The sequence below is a fragment of the Coprobacter fastidiosus genome (assembly GCF_982245605.1).
Genome location: NZ_CEVCIF010000013.1, coordinates 30,655 through 48,727, shown reverse-complemented (window position 1 = coordinate 48,727; position 18,073 = coordinate 30,655). Strand labels below are relative to the sequence as shown.

Sequence of the window (18,073 nt, the reverse complement as noted above, 5' to 3'; positions counted from 1 at the left end):
ATTACCATTGAATAGGCTCTATTCCATGCTCTTTTAGGTATGCATTTGCCTTACTAAAATGCCCATTACCGAAAAAGCCTCTATGCGCAGACAAAGGAGACGGGTGAGGAGATTTTAAAACCAAATGCTTCGAACGATCGATAAAATCCCCTTTACGTTGTGCATATGATCCCCACAAAATAAAGACAAGGTGTTCTCGCTCTTCTGCCAATCGATGAATAACGGCATCCGTAAACTGCTCCCAACCCTTATTCTGATGAGAGCCTGCTTGATGTGCTCTCACTGTTAACGTTGCATTTAAAAGCAAAACACCTTGATCAGCCCAACGAGTCAAATCTCCGCTTTTGGGCATAGGAATACCAAGATCAGACTCAATCTCTTTAAAAATATTGAGAAGAGAAGGCGGAAAAGGAATACCATCGTTCACCGAAAAACATAACCCATGCGCCTGACGCGGTTCATGATAAGGATCTTGCCCTAAAATAACAACTTTTACCTTATCAAAAGGACAGATATCAAAAGCTCTGAACATTTGATTTCCAGGAGGATATACAGTTGAAGTTCTATACTCTCGACGAACAAAATCAGTAAGTTGCTCGAAGTACGGTTTATCAAATTCATTCTGTAACCGGTCTTTCCAACTTTTCTCTATACGAACATCCATAGGCATTAAAAACTTTTCGTGAAAACTTTTTGCAAAGCTACAAATATTTCTTACTTTTGCCACGCATTTGGCCCCGTAGTTTAGTGAATAGAACGTCAGATTCCGGTTCTGAAGGTCACAGGTTTGAGTCCTGTCGGGGTCACTTCTATTAAGAGCATGAAAAAACAGTTTTTCATGCTTTTCTTTTCTTAGCCTTTATAACAAATTACAAATGCTTATTTCTCCTATATCATACAACGACACAAATCGATTCAAAGGAATGGCTATTCTTTTGATTGTTTTACATAACTTTTATCATGTATTACCCCAAGCCCCTATTGAAAATGAATTTTTTTTCAACATCGAAAATACCAATTATTACCTTAAATCCGTTATAGATTCCTTTTCCCCGATAAGCATCACTTCCCTTTTCACCGACTTTTTTTCTTTTTTCGGACATTACGGAGTCGCTTTATTTATATTTCTCAGCGGATATGGATTAACGATAAAATATTCGTCTAAAGAATTTTCCAATATAGAGAAAATACATTTCATCTGGAAAAGAATATTACGTTTCTGGAAAGTCATAATACCGCTAATACCGCTCTCTGTACTCGTCAAAATGATAAAATATGGGAATGGCCTATGGGAAACGCTGACCGATCACATCGGAGAATATTTATCCATTATAACATTCACACAAACATTGATTCCCGGTAAAGAATTTGTCGTTAGCGGTCCATGGTGGTTTTTCGGAGCTATACTCCAATTATATATTATATATATTTTCTTATTACATAAAAAAAGTAACCGGTTTCTGCTTATAATAAGTTTATCGGCATTGTTTATACAAGCAATAACTATATTTTGGGGATGGGAAAATATTTTATTCCGCTTACGATACAATAGCATAGGATGGTTACCGATATTCTGTTTAGGCATTTATTATGCTAAAAAACCCGTTACTACATGCAAACCTTCAATTCCCATTATATTAATGATACTATTTTTATGTAGTAATGTCAATGCGTATTTTTGGTTATTTTCATCTCTTTTGTTCCCTTTAGCATTCATTCCCCTTTTCCGAAACTTTCCGATCAAATCATTTTGGGAATTTATGGGTAAAATATCTTTTTACCTGTTTGCTATCCATTCGTTTATACGAGGAGCTTTTTTCGGCCTAATTGGTGAAGAAAAAATCGTAGAACAAAATCTAGGAGTACCAATCGGAATCTTATATTTGTTGACAAGTATTTTAATCGCATATATCTTTCAGCAACTTCTCAACCGTATTTATACTTATTGTCAAACGATAATAGTACAGAAAAAACAATAGTCCCGATCTTTTAATCAGGACATCATTTTCCTTTTAAAATCCAATCCATCACCCTAGCGGTACGTGCTCCGCTTTCATCTGTCGAAGGAGAACTACCGACTCCCCTTAATTCATCTACAACTTTCTGAATCAAAGGTTGTTCGATATGCTCCGGAAGAATAAACTCAAAAATTTTGGCACCAGAATCTGTTTCTAACCGTATAGGTGCAAAAGAAAATGTTGCAAAAACAATTTTCCCTTTCGTACCGATGATTTCTACTATATCCCGTTCCATATTCGAGGCAACGGCAAAGCACCAATGCCCTGAACCTATTATTCCCGACTTAAAATAAAAAGAAGCAGAAAAAGTATCTTTCACATCATAAAAACCGGCAAGATTAGCGGAGAAACCTTTTGCATCCACAATCTCCCCCAAAAGAAAATCGAGAATATCGAACGTATGAGGAGCCAGATCATAAAAATATCCTTCACCTGCAATTTGCCGATCTACTCGCCAAGAGTGTTTATCCGGAATGAGATCCGACTCTAACGGAGTCTTATTAAGAGAAACTGTAACCAAAAGAATATCCCCGATAGCTTGCTTTTCTAATAAAGACTTTATTTGAATAAAATATGGTAATGCACGACGATAAAACGCAGGAAAAAGCTTTTGTCCGGTTTCTCGAGCGACCACGATCATTTCACGGCATTCTTCATAACTCATCGCCATCGGTTTCTCCACATACACGGGCTTGCCTGCACGCATTGCCTTTATAGAATATTCTTTATGCGTATTCGGCGGTGTAGCGACATATATCGCATCTATATCCGGATCAGAAATTATATCCTGAACATCGGTATAATATTTCTGAACATGATGCCTGAGAGCAAAATCCTTGACCTTTACAGCATCCCGCCTCATTACAGCGTTCAGCTCAGAATGCTCTATTTTATAAAATGCCGGTCCGCTTTTCTTTTCACAGACATCTCCACAACCTATAATTCCCCAACGAATCGTATCCATATTCACACAGTTCATTACTTTTCTGGAGCAAACATCGGATCCCAAGCTGGTAAACGTACCGGAGTTTGACTCAGAATATTCAATATTTTCTTAGGAACATATTTTTTTTCTACAACAAGGCGGAACATATACTCATCAAACCAACGATCAGTCATTATCAAATGTCCTTTATATCCAGTAGTTGCCCCCCAACTATTTTCCAATAACCATTTTATCGGGTTACCCGAATCATCCAGATCTACGGCAACTAAAGTCATCGCATGTGAAGAGCCGCTCGCAAAAGATTGCACACGCTGTTTTTTATTCATTCCGAAAGTAGTACCCATCAATGATTCATAATCATAATTATTCAAATCCAAAGTTCCTTTATCCCGATTTAAAAACTTTGTCACATCACAAGAAAAATACATTGCCGTACTATCTTTTATAGATGCTATCGCCATTTTCTTTATATCTTCTACTGGAAGATTTACATATCTCCAATTATAACCATCATACATGTGACGGTCATAATCTATTTCATACAACTTATAATATTCCCGTGTCGGGTCATTCATTAACATAACATAACCGTTTGTCAAATCTTTTCCTATATATTCATTATAAAATGACTTCGGCGTATATTGTTTAGTCTCCACCGGTTTTCCATTTATATCTTTTCTTGTCCAAGTAAACTCAAGCGGCGGTTCTCCGAGATTTAACACTAACATTCGATACACAGTGCCCAACATCTCAGTTTTTATTCTTTTTATATCCTCCATATCTGTCTGAACAGGTAATTCACGAAGTTGCAAACCATATTCCCGTAATTTAAGTTTCAGCAGAGAAGCCATTTGCGAAGTATTATTGCTGGCAAATGTTTCATTCATAACTTCTTTCGGAACAACTCCATATTTACCTATAATATCAGATATTCCGGTAAACTGTCCTCCATCACTCAACGGATTCTTAAACAACCATTCGACCATTTGATCAGACATCGGCTTCTGACGTGTATCGATAACTCCTTGAAGAAACAAATTAGCCTTCTCCAACTGATCGTAAAAAAAATTATAATTCTGGGAAAACTCAAATTCCGGTAATTTATATTTATCTATCATCTTCGCCCGAAATACATTCAATCCGGTAAATAGCCAACACCGCCCCGATGCTTTTTGATCAGTAACTCCACGGGAATATACCCGATCAGAAAAATATCCATCTATAACATCCTTCTGATCCGCACTTACAGCCAACTTCTGTATGCTATTAGCATTTAATGCATTACGTATAGCCTTGTCTGCCGATGTATTTTTATAAGCGTTTTTTATTCCTTGCATCATTGCATCATCTATACCTCCGGAAATCTGAGCAAAAGCGGTCTCGGCTATTACCGAAACACCGACTAATAGAGAAAAGAATATTTTTCGGTTCATGAATCTATCTTAATTTACCAATCTTTTAAATAAGTACACAAATATAACAAAAGATAAGATATTATCTTCTTTTTTCTAACACATAACCAACGATTCCCCAACGTTGTGAATGTATAATTTAATCCATTTGTAGTAAATAATTAACAGCGCGTTAATAACAAACTTGTTTTTTACTTATTAACTTTGCTTACATCAAAATTAAAATAAACACTTTTAGTTAATCCATTATGAAAAACAAAATTTTCTCTTTTTTATTTGTCTTTTTTTGTGTAACCGTAGCTTTCTCACAAAATAAAGAAAAGACAAAAGCTCCTTCTTCATACCAAAATACGGAATTTCACACAGATTATAAACCCAATTATAAAAATGACGGTTTAAATAAACCTGTTAAAAATGTAATTTTACTGATAGGAGACGGCATGGGATTAGCTCAAGCATCGGCCGGAATGTATGCAAATCACAATACATTAACAATCTTTAATTTGAAAAACATCGGTTTAATAAAAACATTCTCTCTCAGTGATTTCATTACTGATTCTGCAGCTTCAGGAACAGCATACGCAACAGGGGAAAAAACTAAAAACGGATGTATTGGTGTAGATTCTTTAGGCAATAAGTTACCGAACATGACAGAAATTTTGTCCCCTCTCGGATATGCAACAGGAATTGTAACTACCGATAAAATAACAGGTGCTACGCCATCGGCATTTTACGCACATCAGATCAAGCGAAATATGACTAAAGAGATATTAGAAGATTTGGTCAATACTAAAGCATTATTCATTGCCGGAAGTAGTGTAAAAGATTTTGAAAAAAACAATACAGAAAAATTAGACGCACTAAAAAAGAAAAATTTTAAAGTACTGCATGATTATAAAAATCTACCCTTATCAATGGAAGCAGAAAAAATCGCCTTGATATGTGATGACATGAATGCCAAATTCATCAGCGAAGGCCGTAACCCGAACTATCTTAAAGAAACAACGGCCCAAGCTATCAAATTCTTATCTAACAAATCAAAAAAAGGATTTTTCCTGATGGTAGAGGGAGCACAAATCGACTGGGCAAGTCATAATAATGTTATTGAAAATGTGATCCGAGAAGTTCTCGATTTTGATAAAGCTGTAGAAGAAGCTTTAAAGTTCGCCGATAAAAATGGAGAAACTTTAGTTATCATTACAGCAGATCATGAAACCGGTGGCATGTCTTTAAGTAATGGAAACATAGAAAAAGGATCTATTAAAGCTCATTTCGCAACCAGCGGACATAGTCCTATTATGGTTCCGGTATATGCATACGGGCCACAAGCTCAATTATTCAGAGGAGTACAGGACAATACTGAGATTTTTTCTAAAATATTATCTGCATTACAAGTGAAAAAATAGTCTTCGACAAGGCAATATCTTCTTAGAGTCAGTTTAAATTTTTTAATAAGAAAAACGTTATCGGATTATTTTTGCGTTTTCTTACAGCCTATAACAATGTTGTTGACGGTTATCAGTAAGTTCTCTTATTGAAAGGGGCAGGAGTGTCGTTTGGTTGCAATACTGTTAATACAATTTTCGAATCTATTGGCATAAGTTCAATACCATCACACACCCTTTTTATCCCTTATCGAAAAGAGAACTGACTATTCACATGGATTTTTCTCAAACTTTGTCCGTGTGTAGACTTAATAAGGGGCTATTCCTCTGCTCTTTGCTTCTTAACATACAATTTGCAAGTCTTTAATAAAATATCATTCAATAAACCTGAGGTTATTTTTTCTATTAAAGCATAAGGATGATTTCACGCCTTTTACTTTTAAAGTATAAATAACAAAAAGGGACTTTCCGACTTTTTAAATAACTCCTTTGTCTATCATATTTATTATTCCCCTATTCGGTCAAAATTCGAATTTAACAACCATAAAACAAACACAAAAAAATACCCGAAGCAAACCTCCGGGTATCTGATATATTTCATTTACAATTACGCACCAAAATCATCATACATCAACATTTCTCGAGGAACTCCTAAATCCCATAACATTTTTTTCACAGCATTAGCCATAGGTCCAGGACCACACATGTAATATTCAATATCTTCAGGAGCATCATGATCTTTCAAATAATGATCATAAATAACCTGATGAATAAAACCAGTATACCCTGTCCAATTGTCTTCAGGCTGAGGGTCGGACAAAGCGATATGGAAAGAGAAGTTCGGGAAATCGCGTTCGATAGCTCTAAAATCTTCTTCATAGAAAATCTCACGGCGAGAACGAGCTCCATACCAATATGATATCTTGCGATCCGTTGTCTTCAATGTCTTAAACAGATGCAGCAAATGCGAACGCAATGGCGCCATACCAGCTCCTCCACCTATATACAACATTTCTCTCTTTGTATTCAAAATATGAAATTCGCCATAAGGTCCTGAAACCGTAACTTTATCTCCGGGTTTACGCGAAAAGATGTAAGAAGAACAGATACCCGGTTTAATACCAGCCGCCCATGTCCCGGTATTTCGATCGAACGGCGGTGTCGCAATACGAATATTCAGCATAACGATATTTCCTTCTGCCGGATGATTCGCCATAGAATAAGCCCGATAAGTTTCCTCATCATTTTTACAAACTAATCCCCACATCTTAAATTTATCCCATTCATCACGATATTTGTCATCAATATCCATATCCGCAAACTTAATATCGTATTTAGGAACATCAATCTGAATATAACTACCGGGCTGAAAATTCAATGTTTCTCCTTCAGGCAGACGAACGACAAACTCCTTAATAAAGGATGCCACATTGTTATTCGAAACGACTTCACATTCCCATTTCTTAATACCCAATATTGATTGCGGTATTTTTATTTCCAAATCATTTTTCACTTTTACTTGACATGCCAAGCGATAATGATCTTTAATCTGTTTTCGGGTAAAAAAGCCCACCTCTGTAGGAAGAATTTCGCCACCGCCTTCTTCTACCTGACAGCGACACATGCCACAACTTCCACCACCGCCGCAAGCAGAAGGTAAAAATATCTTATTCGCAGCCAAAGAAGATAACAGCGTAGAACCGGCAGAAGTAATCACCTCCCGCTCCCCGTTAATACGTATCTTCAATTCTCCGGAAGGAGTCAACTTAGCTTTGGCAAGCAATAATATTGCAACAAGCAAAAGAGTCAATATTAAAAAGATTACAACTGCTGCCAATATAGTGAGATTACTCATCATTAATTCGATCATCGTTTATAATTTTAGAATACAATTAAAGTTTAATCCCCAGAAAACTCATGAAAGCAATCCCCATTAGTCCGGTTATAATAAAAGTAATACCAATACCCCGAAGAGGAGCCGGAACATTCGAATATGCCAGTTTTTCACGAATTGCTGCAATTCCTACAATTGCAAGCATCCAACCGATACCCGAACCGATACCATACACGGTAGCTGTACCTACATTCGGAAATTCACGCTGTTGCATAAATAACGATCCTCCAAGAATCGCGCAATTTACGGCAATTAAAGGTAAAAATATACCTAGCGAAGCATATAGAGAGGGAGAGTATTTCTCAACTACCATTTCTACCAACTGTACCATAGAGGCAATAACAGCAATAAACAAAATTAAGCTTAAGAAACTCAGATCAACACCTTTATACTCCTCTCCCAACCAAGAAAGAGCACCCGATTTCAATATATAGTTTTCAAGCAAATAATTCACAGGAAGGGTAATTGCCAAAACAAATGTCACCGCAATACCCAAACCTATCGCCGTTTTCACATTTTTAGAAACCGCCAGATAAGAACACATACCTAAAAAGTAGGCGAATATCATATTGTCTATGAATATAGACCGAATAAATAAATTCAAATTTTCCATTTTCTACTGCATTAATTATGTGTTACTTCTCCTGCAAATCTTTATTTCGGGAACGATGTATCCAAATAATACATGCTACCGTAATCAATGCCATCGGAGGTAATATCATCAACCCGTTATTTTCATAACCCCATTTATAAAATATGTCAGGAACGACTTGATAGCCCCAGAGAGTACCAGAACCTAACAACTCACGAAAAAAAGCCACAATAACAAGGATCAGTCCGTAACCGATACCATTGCCTATTCCGTCAAGAAAAGATTCCCACGGGCCATGCCCCAACGCAAATGCCTCAAGACGCCCCATCAATATACAGTTGGTTATAATTAATCCTACAAACACCGAAAGCTGCTTGCTTACATCATAAGCATAAGCTTTCAACACCTGATCGACAATGATCACCAACGCAGCGACAACAACCAATTGAACAATAATACGAATGCTGTTAGGAATCGTATTGCGTAACAACGAAATTATCACATTAGCAAAAGCGACAACAGCCGTTACAGAAATTGCCATAACAAAAGCCGGCTCCAATTTTGCCGTTACAGCCAAAGCCGAACAGATACCCAATATCTGTACTATGACCGGGTTATTTTTGGAGAGCGGACCTAAAAGGATTTCTTTATTTTTCTTGGATAACATATCTATTTCTCCACTTATTTTAATGACTTAAAAAAATTCTGATATGGTTCAAGACTATTTTTCATCATATCTTGTACACCTTTACTCGTAATCGTTCCCCCGGAGATAGCATCTACATATTCAGCCCCATCGACAGGTTTCTGTCCTTTTTTCTCTACAGCAATCGACTTAAATTCACCGTCAATAAATAAATGCTTACCTTTATACTGATCTGAAAACATAGGTTTCTCAATCTCAGCGCCCAATCCCGGAGTTTCGCCCTGATGTGCAAAATAAGCTCCATAAATGGTATTTCCATCTTTATCGACAGAAACATATCCCCAGATAGGCCCCCACAATCCAGCGCCATTCATCGGAATAACATATTTTTCAGAACCATCTTCCAATCTACAGACAAAAACCGGCAACTCTCTATCCGATGAGGCTTTTTTCACCTGATTAGCCGTATTTACGTCAAATGCATTTACTCCATCGATTTTTTCTCCATCGGCATTGATGACATACGTGTTTACTATATACTTTTTATACAGTTCCTGAGCATTTGTCGCATCGGATGCAATATTCACCGAACTCAAGATCTGTTTCATTTTATCAATTTCCACATTTTTAGTCTGCGGTTCTTTCAGCAATAAAGCTGTATAAGCTAATACGGCGGCAACAACGATCACCATCACCGAAGCATATATTATTGTATATACATTACTCTGCTTGTTCATGATTCTCTTTTTTATGCGTTAGTTTTAGCTCTTTTCAATCTCTTTTTCATATTCGCTTCCACAACGAAATAATCAATCAAAGGAGCGAAAACATTCATCAGCAATACTGCCAACATAGCTCCTTCTGGATAACCGTTATTATATACACGAATAATTATAGCAATAACCCCGATCAAAAAACCGTATATATATTTTCCTAATGTCGTACGTGCTCCTGTTACCGGATCGGTAGCCATAAACACAGCAGCAAAAGCAAATCCGCCGAGACAAATCTGATCCGATGGAGAAAGGAATGAGCCGGGATATGTCGGTGAAGCAAAAAGATTCGCAATATATCCCATAAACAAGCCTCCTACAAAAACAGAAAACATGATCCGCCAATTGGCTATTCCTGTAAAAAGAAGAATCGCCGCACCGATCAAAATAGCCAACGTAGAAGTCTCTCCGATAGAACCGGGAATAAGGCCTAAAAAAGAATCTAAAGTAGAAATTTTTTCTCCCAAAATATTCACTAACGTAAGATCACCATTGGCCGCCGTATATGTTGCAACCTGCCCCAACGGAGTTGCTCCGGAAAAACCCTCTACAACTTGACCAGCTCCTAAACCGAATGTATCGGAAATACGAACAAAAACAGAATCACCTGACATCTTGGAAGGATAAGCGAAGAAAAGGAATGCCCGGGTAATCAAAGCAACATTAAATACATTCATTCCTGTTCCGCCGAACACTTCCTTAGCAAAAATAACTGCAAAAGCCGTAGCGACTGCAATCATCCATAATGGAGTGTCGATAGGAACAATCATCGGAATAAGAATCCCCGAAACCAAAAAACCTTCCTGAATTTCATGTCCTCGCATTTGTGCTACCGCAAATTCGATTCCTAATCCGACGACATAAGAAACGATAATCTTAGGAAGTACGGCTAAAAATCCGAAAAGGAAAGTCATCCAAAATCCGGTCTGAGCTAACTCTCCTATCGCCAAATAATGTTGATAACCGACATTATACATTCCGAATAACAGAGCCGGAAGTAAAGCAATAATCACTACAGTCATGGTACGTTTCGTATCGATGCTGTCATGAATATGCACACCTGATTTTGACGTTGTATTCGGGACAAAAAGGAATGTTTCAAACCCTTCAAAGACAGATTGAAACATCGAAAACTTCCCGCCCGGTTCAAAATTAGGTTTAATTCTATTGATATAATTTCTTAAAGCTTTCAATGTGAGTTTTATTTAAATAGGTTTATGTCTGCTTAATTCATCTCTTTCATTAACTGATCGAGTCCGTTACGGATAATTTTCTGAATTTCGAGTTTCGATGTGTCAACAAATTCACATAATGCAAAATCTTCGGGAGCAACCTCATAAATACCAAGATTTTCCATTTTATCAATATCAAAAGCAATAACCGCCTTAATCAGAAACTCCGGTAAAATATCCATCGGGAACACCTTATCATACTCCCCCGACATAATAATAGCCCGTTCACCACCATGCAGACGAGCATCCAAAGCATACTCTTTTTTTCGTCCCAACAACCATGTAAAATAACTGTGGCTTACACTATATTTATCAAGTCCGGGAGTCGCCCATCCGAAAAATTCATTACAATCATCGCCTTCAGGTATAACGGTCAACTGGCTATGAGGCATTCGTAAATACCCCATTGGATCGACCTTTACTCCCGTAAGGACATTCCCGCTTATAAAACGTTGATTATAATTACTTTTTTTGACGTTATTTCCCAATATACTGTCTAAGCGAGCTCCGGCAACAGTACGCACATATATCGGTTTAACAATCTCCGATCCCGTCACGGCAACGATTCGGGAAAAATCGACTTTCCCGGTATTAAAAAACCGACCTATCAACAATACGTCAAAAGCACTTAGTGTCCAAACGACTTCACCTTTGTTGATAGGTGCAATATGCTGAATCTGTACTCCAACATTCCCGGCAGGATGCGGTCCTTCAAAGAGAACAGTTTCTACCCCAGATATATCAACCGTATTTTGAACTGACATACCTACATAAACCTTTCCTGCCGTCATCTTCTTCAATGCGTCCAATCCTGCTTGAAAATTTTTCTCTTCACCCTTCGATACAAAAGCAAAGTCAGGGGCTAAAGGGGCAGAATCCCAAGCCGAAACAAAAATATCACGAGGAGATACTTCCGGATTGGCGATTATATCATAAGGACGCTGCTTAATGAACGGAAACAATCCGGCATTGAGAACAAATTCTTTCACTTGTTCTCCCGAGAGTTTCGTCAAATCAACTTTTCCAAAATCGACATAAGTCTGTTCATTATCAGACTTTATCGTTATATCCAACACTTTACGTCGTTCTCCCCGGTTTATTGCTACGACTTCTCCGCTTACTGGAGAAACAAACTTCACTTCCGGGCGATTTTTATCATACATCAACGGTGTTCCCGCATCTACATGATCACCGGCTTTCACAATTACCTTAGGAATTACCCCGTGAAAGTCATCCGGAATAAGAGCATAATACTCGCTTCTCGGAGCATCAACGACCTCTTTGACCGGCTTTCCTTCCAAAGGTATATCCAAGCCTTTTTTTAACTTTATCACATTCGCCATGTTGTAATAAATAGATTTTTTAATTTGTGTGCAAAGATAACAATTCTGTTATAAAACATATATAATATAAAGAATTTTTTCCGTAATTAATTTACTCGTCCTCAGGTTTTAGCAAATTATGTCACTCTTTTGATTATCTTTCTTTTATCTATACCCAAATTATCTATTATACCTATTATTACAAAAAATATTATTTTTTATATCAAAAAAAGCAAAAATGATTATCATAAAAAAAGAGAGAGGAACGATCTTGTCCCTCCCATTTCTCGTTTACCCAATAATATATTTACTATTTGGAATAAATGAAATTATTTTTACAGCTAAATAACTTACAACATAAGTAATTAAAACCGACAGAAATATCGTCCAAGGAGTTGGTAACACAGAACTTAAATAAGCATATATAAACGGAAGAAACATCATATGCACCAAATACATACCGTAACTTTTAAGAGAAATATCTTTTACCAACTTATAAAGAAATCCTTTGGAATATGTAATCTTTTTAATTAACATAAATGCCCCGATAGCCATCATAACTGTTGCCATACCGGTATTATCCCAGCCATGTTCCAAATCTTCGACACAATCAACATAAAACGAACGGTTATAAAAAGAATATACACACATAGCATAACCAGCTAAAAATAACGGGATAGAAATAATCAGAGTCTTTTTCATCGACCAGTTCACATAATTACGGATATAATGAGCTAATACCAAAAATCCGATAAATCCGGAAAAGTAATAGAACATTCCGTAAGGATATCCGGGCATCTCTCCATACATATAGCCAAAACGGTCATGAATAAAAGAAATCACCGTCGTTAATAACCATACTAACAGAAAACATTCTTCTCCTCTACGGCTCACCTGTTTAAGCCACGGAGACAAGATTGGCATCAACATGTAAAGACCGATAAGCATATATATAAACCACAAATGGTTAGCTGGCGGAATCGTGTTTACACATAATTGTACGAGATAATCCTTCAATTGCGCAACATCACATGCACCCCATAAACAGGGCAAAAACGCATACATCAATAACCAAAAAACAAAAGGGATGACAACCCGAGTAAAACGCCGTTTAAAAAATGTTTTACTGTCTGTTTTAAGCGGTAATAAAAGAAACGCGGATGCCATCACATACAAATCTACTCCATAACGAGAAAAACTACTCATAAATGAAACACTGAGTCTATCAGTTTCATTTTTAAATAAAAAATTTAACGTACCATCGGAATAAACACTTTCCGATGCATGAACGCCAAATACCAAAAACATGGCAAATACTCGTAAATAATCGAGAAAGACAATTCTTTCTGTCTCCGAAGAAAGTTTTGATGAACCCATAAATTTATATTTAATAGTTAGACAAAATAATAGCCACAATGAAATATAGTATCTTTCTGTACTTTCGCAGAATAAATAAGAACTGTTTCAAAATAATTCGAAACAGGTTAATCAACGAATTACATTCACATTAAATACAGACTAAAAAAGAATAAAATGGTTTATTATGTCAAAAAAACAATTTAGCAATAATATTATAGCTAAGAACTAGTCTAAACAGATTCAAAACAAATTTAATGAATCCCCATTTTTGAAAAAACATTAATAACTACTATTCCGGAAATAATAAGTATCGTTCTCAATACTGCCGCAAAATCCGGAATCTGTTTAAAAAAACAAAAACCGACAAGCATAACCAACACGATACCTGCCCCTGCCCAAATTCCATAAGCAATACCTATCGGAATCGTTTTAAGGGATAAACTCAAAATATAAAAACACCCGATATAAGCTATTATCGCACCGAGAGATGGAAACAATTTTGTAAATTGGTCGGATACTTTAAGTAAAAATGTTCCTATCGTTTCTAAAATAATCGCAATAATTAAAAATAAATAACCTTTCATCATCTTATTCTCCAAATTTAAATTTTCGGAGACAAAAATAACACGTATCTAATATGAAGTATTTACCATAAGATAATTAATCGATCAAGGTTCTAATTCTACTCAACGATTGTGGAGTAACATTTAAATAAGAAGCTATATCTTTCAGTGAAATCCGTTGAAAAATTTCAGGTTGCCGTTTCAGCATAAGCTTATACTGTTCCTTCTTGTCCATCCAGTAATATTCAGTCCAATAAACTTCGATTTCCCTCATCTGAGTCTCCAATAATTGCCTACAAAAATTAGCAAAAACTACAGAATTGCTACACAAACTTTTTAATTGTTTTTTATGTATTCTCCAAAGAACAACATCTTCAATAGCCTCTATCGAGAATTTGGAGTTCAAAATTTCAGTCAGTCCCACCGAATCCAGAGGAGTATCTCCTTCCGCAACTATATATATCGTCACATCTTTGTTTTCTCTTGATATAAAACTGCGCACAATACCTCTTTCCACAAAATAAAGATAGAAGCTCAGCCGTCCCTCTTTCTGTATAATATCTCTTTTAGAAAATGTAATTTGCTCCATATTCTCAAAAAGAAGAGAAACATTATCTTCAGACAATTGATATCTTTCTTTAAATATTCTATGCAATAAACACATAACCGAACTTTAAACGCCATTAAAGAATACAACGCCCTATCCCGATCAAACGGTCATACCGTTCTCCTTGTACTCGATGATAAACCTTAATCAAATATTCATTTTTAGTATCCACATAATTCCCTTCAATAAGAGAAGGAGTCGCCTTCATCTGTCCGAAAGGTAAATAGAGGTATTGATAATTATATGCTCCTTGTTTTAAAAACAGAGTTTTTTCATATCGGCGAGTATCCGGATTATATATCATTTGACTCCGATCATTAAATAGGTCATGCGTAAACTCTCCCTCCAAATAAATATTGCCATCTGATAACGGTTTATCGTAATCCAAAGAAAAGTGAACTATAAAATAATCTGCTTCAAGGTCACTATCAACCGCATCGCTCTCGCGGATCGTAAACCGCCCATTTTGAGTTTGGTCATAGAGATAATTTTTCCCGGCTCTCGGGAAATCCGGAAAAAGCGTCACATTAAAATACGGATCATAATAACGCAGTTCGGCTACTCTCATTCCTTTATACTTCGTCGTTACCATCTCAAAACGGCGATATTCATTTCCTGCTTCAAAAATAAGGTCCTTATTATGAGCATAGACCAACTCTCTGGATTTGACATAGAGCGGATGTGTTATAAGCACTTCATTATCACGACGATTATTCTGCGAGACATAAATCTTCAATTCAGTTTGCGGACTACGAATATCATAATGAGGATATTGTACATTAAACTCTATTTGTTGATGAGCCTTATTATAATCGATATCTGTTTTTGTCAAGATGCGACAAGGCACCGACACTTGATCTGAAGAAATAGAAAAACAAGCATGCAACAGTACTTTATCTGGCTCATCTTCGGGATATACGATTACCACATAATTCCCGGAAACTTTGAACCTCATCGATTCATTCGGCAGTACAATTTTATAATGAATATAGTTTCTATATGTACTGAGAGACATTTCTGAATACTCCACCGGACGGTTGTTAAAACCATCTAAATATTCTAATTCAGACAAACCCGAACGAGTCCAATCCGCATTACAATGAATCACGCTATAACTCAAATACTGCGGATCATCGACAAACTGGTCAAACGAAACAATAATCCGATCATCACTTTGTAAAGAAATTATAGGAGGATATAAAGGCGCATTCTCTACACGTACTTGCAAAGTCTGGATCAACGGATCAAAAACTTCGGTTCTATATATCTTTTTTTGCCCTTTAACCGGAACAATTGTCAAAAAACATAATAACAACAGGCATAATCGCATCATAATCGTACAATAAGTTATAAAACAAAAATAGTCATAAAAAGAGAGATAAAAAGAATATTCCCGAAAAATCAGCCTATTTTAACCTCTTATACAAAAATGAAATACTATCTTTGACCGACTTTTTATATTATGCTTACCTAAAACCAATATATGTTATGATAAAAAATTTGATATCAATTTCTCTTTGTCTGCTATTTGTATCTTACAGCTGGGCACAAGAACCGAAAAACGACAAGGAAAAAGAAAAAGCAAAAACTGACGGATACGAATTTACCGACACCAAGATCGCAAAATACACGCCTGTAAAAGATCAGAGTCGTTCAGGTACATGTTGGAGCTTTTCCGGTCTGGCATTTTTAGAAAGCGAAATGCTGCGACAAGGTAAACCTGAAGTTGATCTTTCAGAAATGTTTATAGTCAGAATGACATATTTAGAAAAAGCCGAGAAATATGTACGTATGCACGGAACCGGAAACTTCAGTGCAGGAGGAGCGACTCATGATGTCATGAATATTATCAAAAAGTACGGAATAGTTCCCGAAGAAGCATATCCGGGACTTAATTATGGTTCTACAAAACACAACCACGGAGAACTGGATGCCGTACTTTCTGCATATATTAAGACTATCGTCGATCGCAAATCGCAAATCACACCGGCATGGAAAGAAGGATTTAATGGAATTCTCGATGCTTATCTGGGTAAATTTCCAGAAAAGTTCACTTATCAAGGAAAAGAATATACACCCCTATCTTTTGCAGAATCTCTCGGTCTGAATATGGACGACTACATATCTTTTACCTCTTTCACTCATCATCCATTCTACGAGACATTTGCAATAGAAGTTCCTGACAACTGGGCATGGGGAGAATCGTACAATGTCCCGTTAAATGACTTTGACCGCATTTTAAATAACACCATAGATAATGGATATACTATTTTTTGGGCAGCCGATGTCAGTGAAAAAGGATTCAACTACAACAAAGGTTATGCTGTAATTCCTGAAGAAAAGAAGATCGAAAGTGAAGCCGGAACAGAAAAAGCCCGTTGGACAACACTATCTCCGGAAGAAAGAAAAGCAGCAAAACAGAAAGGTCCGGGAAAAGAGCAAGAAATTACTCAAGAACTCCGTCAAGCTGCATACGACAAGTTTGAAACGACCGATGACCACGGCATGCAAATTGTAGGAAAAGCCATCGATCAAAACGGAACGACTTATTATAAAGTAAAAAACTCATGGGGCGATGACGGTGTATATAAAGGATTTTTTTACGCATCAGAGCCGTATGTTCTTTATAAAACCATGAATATGGTAGTTAACAAAAAAGCCATACCCAAAGACATCGCTAAAAAACTAAATTTAAAATAAACTGCAGGTCGAGAACAAAAACATTAAACTCGATCTATTTATGTCAGAATACGGTATCTTATTCTAATAGTTTACCATTCAACAATAACAGATGCACCCTCTATATCTCCGGATATAGGGGGTTTTTGTTTTGAAATGCTTAATATCCCTCCCTCAGAAAGAGGGAACTCTGTTTGTATCGCACGTATGATTCTCCCCGCAACATGCTCTAACAAATGAGAAGAAATTCTCATTTCTCGATAAATAATTTCATACAATTGGGCATAGTTGAGTGTTGCGTCCAAATTATCCGTCTCCATAGCATCCTTAAAAGGATATTTTACTTTAACATATATTTCATAATCATTTCCTACACATCGCTCTTGTTCAGCAACACCATGATAAGCATAAAAACGAATTTTTCTCAACTCTACAAACGTATTCATATCTGCTTTTATTTAAAGACTACCGCAAAAGTACATTTTTCTATCTATTTCCATACATCGACATATCAATTCCAACTAAGAACCTGTCTAAATTTTACAATAAAAAATTCTCAAATCAACCCCGAGCTAAACTCAGCCAAGCACTGAACTTATAAAAGTTTTTATCCGGCATGAATTGTTTTTTCATTAGAAATCGTAA

17 protein-coding genes and 1 tRNA gene are annotated in these 18,073 nt (G+C 36.4%); 4 read left to right on the top strand and 14 right to left on the bottom strand.

All coding sequences use genetic code 11. The annotated features are described in order from the left end of the window. Position 1: 1 nt before the first annotated feature. Complete coding sequence (ung, locus tag AC0UMU_RS04995) at positions 2 to 664, bottom strand: uracil-DNA glycosylase (RefSeq protein WP_031258821.1); 663 nt, start codon at positions 662 to 664, stop codon at positions 2 to 4. 69 nt (positions 665 to 733) lie between these two features. On the opposite strand from ung, the gene AC0UMU_RS04990 reads away from it, so the two are divergent. Continuing rightward, a tRNA-Arg gene (locus AC0UMU_RS04990) sits at positions 734 to 806 on the top strand. A 69-nt stretch (positions 807 to 875) separates the two neighbouring features. Next, positions 876 to 1,979: an acyltransferase family protein gene (locus tag AC0UMU_RS04985; RefSeq protein WP_195596307.1), complete on the top strand. Its 1,104-nt coding sequence runs from the start codon at positions 876 to 878 to the stop codon at positions 1,977 to 1,979. A gap of 22 nt (positions 1,980 to 2,001) precedes the next feature. Here the strand turns inward: AC0UMU_RS04985 and AC0UMU_RS04980 are convergent, their stop codons facing one another. Both AC0UMU_RS04980 and AC0UMU_RS04975 read right to left on the bottom strand, forming a co-directional pair. Further along, the gene (locus tag AC0UMU_RS04980) at positions 2,002 to 2,997 is read right to left on the bottom strand and encodes a Gfo/Idh/MocA family protein (RefSeq protein WP_337752603.1); all 996 of its coding nucleotides are present in this window, start codon (positions 2,995 to 2,997) and stop codon (positions 2,002 to 2,004) included. Beyond that, positions 2,997 to 4,397, bottom strand: coding sequence for a C1 family peptidase (locus AC0UMU_RS04975; RefSeq protein ID WP_278715160.1), 1,401 nt, complete (start codon positions 4,395 to 4,397; stop codon positions 2,997 to 2,999). Before AC0UMU_RS04975 ends, AC0UMU_RS04980 begins: the two co-directional genes overlap by 1 nt. 227 nt (positions 4,398 to 4,624) lie before the next feature. On the opposite strand from AC0UMU_RS04975, the gene AC0UMU_RS04970 reads away from it, so the two are divergent. After that, positions 4,625 to 5,782: an alkaline phosphatase gene (locus AC0UMU_RS04970; RefSeq protein ID WP_009318803.1), complete on the top strand. Its 1,158-nt coding sequence runs from the start codon at positions 4,625 to 4,627 to the stop codon at positions 5,780 to 5,782. 586 nt (positions 5,783 to 6,368) lie between these two features. Here the strand turns inward: AC0UMU_RS04970 and nqrF are convergent. The 10 genes from nqrF to AC0UMU_RS04920 form a co-directional block, all read right to left on the bottom strand. Then, on the bottom strand, positions 6,369 to 7,631 hold the full coding sequence (gene nqrF / locus AC0UMU_RS04965; protein WP_022602041.1) for an NADH:ubiquinone reductase (Na(+)-transporting) subunit F: 1,263 nt from the start codon (positions 7,629 to 7,631) through the stop codon (positions 6,369 to 6,371). A 22-nt stretch (positions 7,632 to 7,653) separates the two neighbouring features. Next, positions 7,654 to 8,268 carry an NADH:ubiquinone reductase (Na(+)-transporting) subunit E gene (gene nqrE, locus AC0UMU_RS04960; protein ID WP_022390880.1) on the bottom strand — a complete coding sequence of 205 codons (615 nt, stop codon included), beginning with the start codon at positions 8,266 to 8,268 and terminating at the stop codon, positions 7,654 to 7,656. Positions 8,269 to 8,290: 22 nt separating this feature from the next. Beyond that, the gene (locus tag AC0UMU_RS04955; protein WP_022390879.1) at positions 8,291 to 8,914 is read right to left on the bottom strand and encodes an NADH:ubiquinone reductase (Na(+)-transporting) subunit D; all 624 of its coding nucleotides are present in this window, start codon (positions 8,912 to 8,914) and stop codon (positions 8,291 to 8,293) included. A gap of 14 nt (positions 8,915 to 8,928) precedes the next feature. Then, entirely contained in the window at positions 8,929 to 9,630 is a 702-nt protein-coding gene (gene nqrC / locus AC0UMU_RS04950) for an NADH:ubiquinone reductase (Na(+)-transporting) subunit C (RefSeq protein ID WP_009318799.1), read from the bottom strand. 11 nt (positions 9,631 to 9,641) lie between these two features. After that, positions 9,642 to 10,859 carry an NADH:ubiquinone reductase (Na(+)-transporting) subunit B gene (locus AC0UMU_RS04945; RefSeq protein WP_278715164.1) on the bottom strand — a complete coding sequence of 406 codons (1,218 nt, stop codon included), beginning with the start codon at positions 10,857 to 10,859 and terminating at the stop codon, positions 9,642 to 9,644. 32 nt (positions 10,860 to 10,891) lie between these two features. Further along, a complete protein-coding gene (locus AC0UMU_RS04940) occupies positions 10,892 to 12,241 on the bottom strand; it encodes a Na(+)-translocating NADH-quinone reductase subunit A (protein ID WP_278715166.1) in 1,350 nt (449 codons plus the stop codon). A gap of 270 nt (positions 12,242 to 12,511) precedes the next feature. Continuing rightward, positions 12,512 to 13,597, bottom strand: coding sequence for an acyltransferase (locus AC0UMU_RS04935; RefSeq protein WP_009318796.1), 1,086 nt, complete (start codon positions 13,595 to 13,597; stop codon positions 12,512 to 12,514). A 233-nt stretch (positions 13,598 to 13,830) separates the two neighbouring features. Further along, entirely contained in the window at positions 13,831 to 14,163 is a 333-nt protein-coding gene (locus AC0UMU_RS04930; protein WP_423767131.1) for a DMT family transporter, read from the bottom strand. Between the two features lie 76 nt (positions 14,164 to 14,239). Continuing rightward, positions 14,240 to 14,731, bottom strand: coding sequence for a Crp/Fnr family transcriptional regulator (locus AC0UMU_RS04925; RefSeq protein ID WP_195596297.1), 492 nt, complete (start codon positions 14,729 to 14,731; stop codon positions 14,240 to 14,242). Between the two features lie 94 nt (positions 14,732 to 14,825). After that, positions 14,826 to 16,082 (bottom strand): type IX secretion system plug protein, encoded by a 1,257-nt coding sequence (locus AC0UMU_RS04920; RefSeq protein WP_278715172.1) that lies wholly within the window; start codon positions 16,080 to 16,082, stop codon positions 14,826 to 14,828. Between the two features lie 155 nt (positions 16,083 to 16,237). Between AC0UMU_RS04920 and AC0UMU_RS04915 the strand changes: the two genes are divergently transcribed. Next, positions 16,238 to 17,449, top strand: coding sequence for a C1 family peptidase (locus AC0UMU_RS04915; RefSeq protein WP_278715174.1), 1,212 nt, complete (start codon positions 16,238 to 16,240; stop codon positions 17,447 to 17,449). Positions 17,450 to 17,520: 71 nt separating this feature from the next. Here the strand turns inward: AC0UMU_RS04915 and folB are convergent, their stop codons facing one another. Further along, positions 17,521 to 17,874 (bottom strand): dihydroneopterin aldolase, encoded by a 354-nt coding sequence (folB, locus tag AC0UMU_RS04910; protein ID WP_270214252.1) that lies wholly within the window; start codon positions 17,872 to 17,874, stop codon positions 17,521 to 17,523. Positions 17,875 to 18,073 lie beyond the last annotated feature (199 nt).

What these genes read in the sequence shown, in the direction of transcription:
- AC0UMU_RS04930 (WP_423767131.1), bottom strand. Translation starts at nt 14,163, where the DNA reads ATGAAAGGTTATTTATTTTTAATTATTGCGATTATTTTAGAAACGATA.
- AC0UMU_RS04920 (WP_278715172.1), bottom strand. Translation starts at nt 16,082, where the DNA reads ATGATGCGATTATGCCTGTTGTTATTATGTTTTTTGACAATTGTTCCG.
- AC0UMU_RS04925 (WP_195596297.1), bottom strand. Translation starts at nt 14,731, where the DNA reads ATGGAGCAAATTACATTTTCTAAAAGAGATATTATACAGAAAGAGGGA.
- AC0UMU_RS04935 (WP_009318796.1), bottom strand. Translation starts at nt 13,597, where the DNA reads ATGGGTTCATCAAAACTTTCTTCGGAGACAGAAAGAATTGTCTTTCTC.
- nqrE (WP_022390880.1), bottom strand. Translation starts at nt 8,268, where the DNA reads ATGGAAAATTTGAATTTATTTATTCGGTCTATATTCATAGACAATATG.
- AC0UMU_RS04940 (WP_278715166.1), bottom strand. Translation starts at nt 12,241, where the DNA reads ATGGCGAATGTGATAAAGTTAAAAAAAGGCTTGGATATACCTTTGGAA.
- AC0UMU_RS04915 (WP_278715174.1), top strand. Translation starts at nt 16,238, where the DNA reads ATGATAAAAAATTTGATATCAATTTCTCTTTGTCTGCTATTTGTATCT.
- nqrC (WP_009318799.1), bottom strand. Translation starts at nt 9,630, where the DNA reads ATGAACAAGCAGAGTAATGTATATACAATAATATATGCTTCGGTGATG.
- AC0UMU_RS04985 (WP_195596307.1), top strand. Translation starts at nt 876, where the DNA reads ATGCTTATTTCTCCTATATCATACAACGACACAAATCGATTCAAAGGA.
- AC0UMU_RS04970 (WP_009318803.1), top strand. Translation starts at nt 4,625, where the DNA reads ATGAAAAACAAAATTTTCTCTTTTTTATTTGTCTTTTTTTGTGTAACC.
- folB (WP_270214252.1), bottom strand. Translation starts at nt 17,874, where the DNA reads ATGAATACGTTTGTAGAGTTGAGAAAAATTCGTTTTTATGCTTATCAT.
- AC0UMU_RS04980 (WP_337752603.1), bottom strand. Translation starts at nt 2,997, where the DNA reads ATGAACTGTGTGAATATGGATACGATTCGTTGGGGAATTATAGGTTGT.
- AC0UMU_RS04955 (WP_022390879.1), bottom strand. Translation starts at nt 8,914, where the DNA reads ATGTTATCCAAGAAAAATAAAGAAATCCTTTTAGGTCCGCTCTCCAAA.
- ung (WP_031258821.1), bottom strand. Translation starts at nt 664, where the DNA reads ATGGATGTTCGTATAGAGAAAAGTTGGAAAGACCGGTTACAGAATGAA.
- nqrF (WP_022602041.1), bottom strand. Translation starts at nt 7,631, where the DNA reads ATGATCGAATTAATGATGAGTAATCTCACTATATTGGCAGCAGTTGTA.
- AC0UMU_RS04975 (WP_278715160.1), bottom strand. Translation starts at nt 4,397, where the DNA reads ATGAACCGAAAAATATTCTTTTCTCTATTAGTCGGTGTTTCGGTAATA.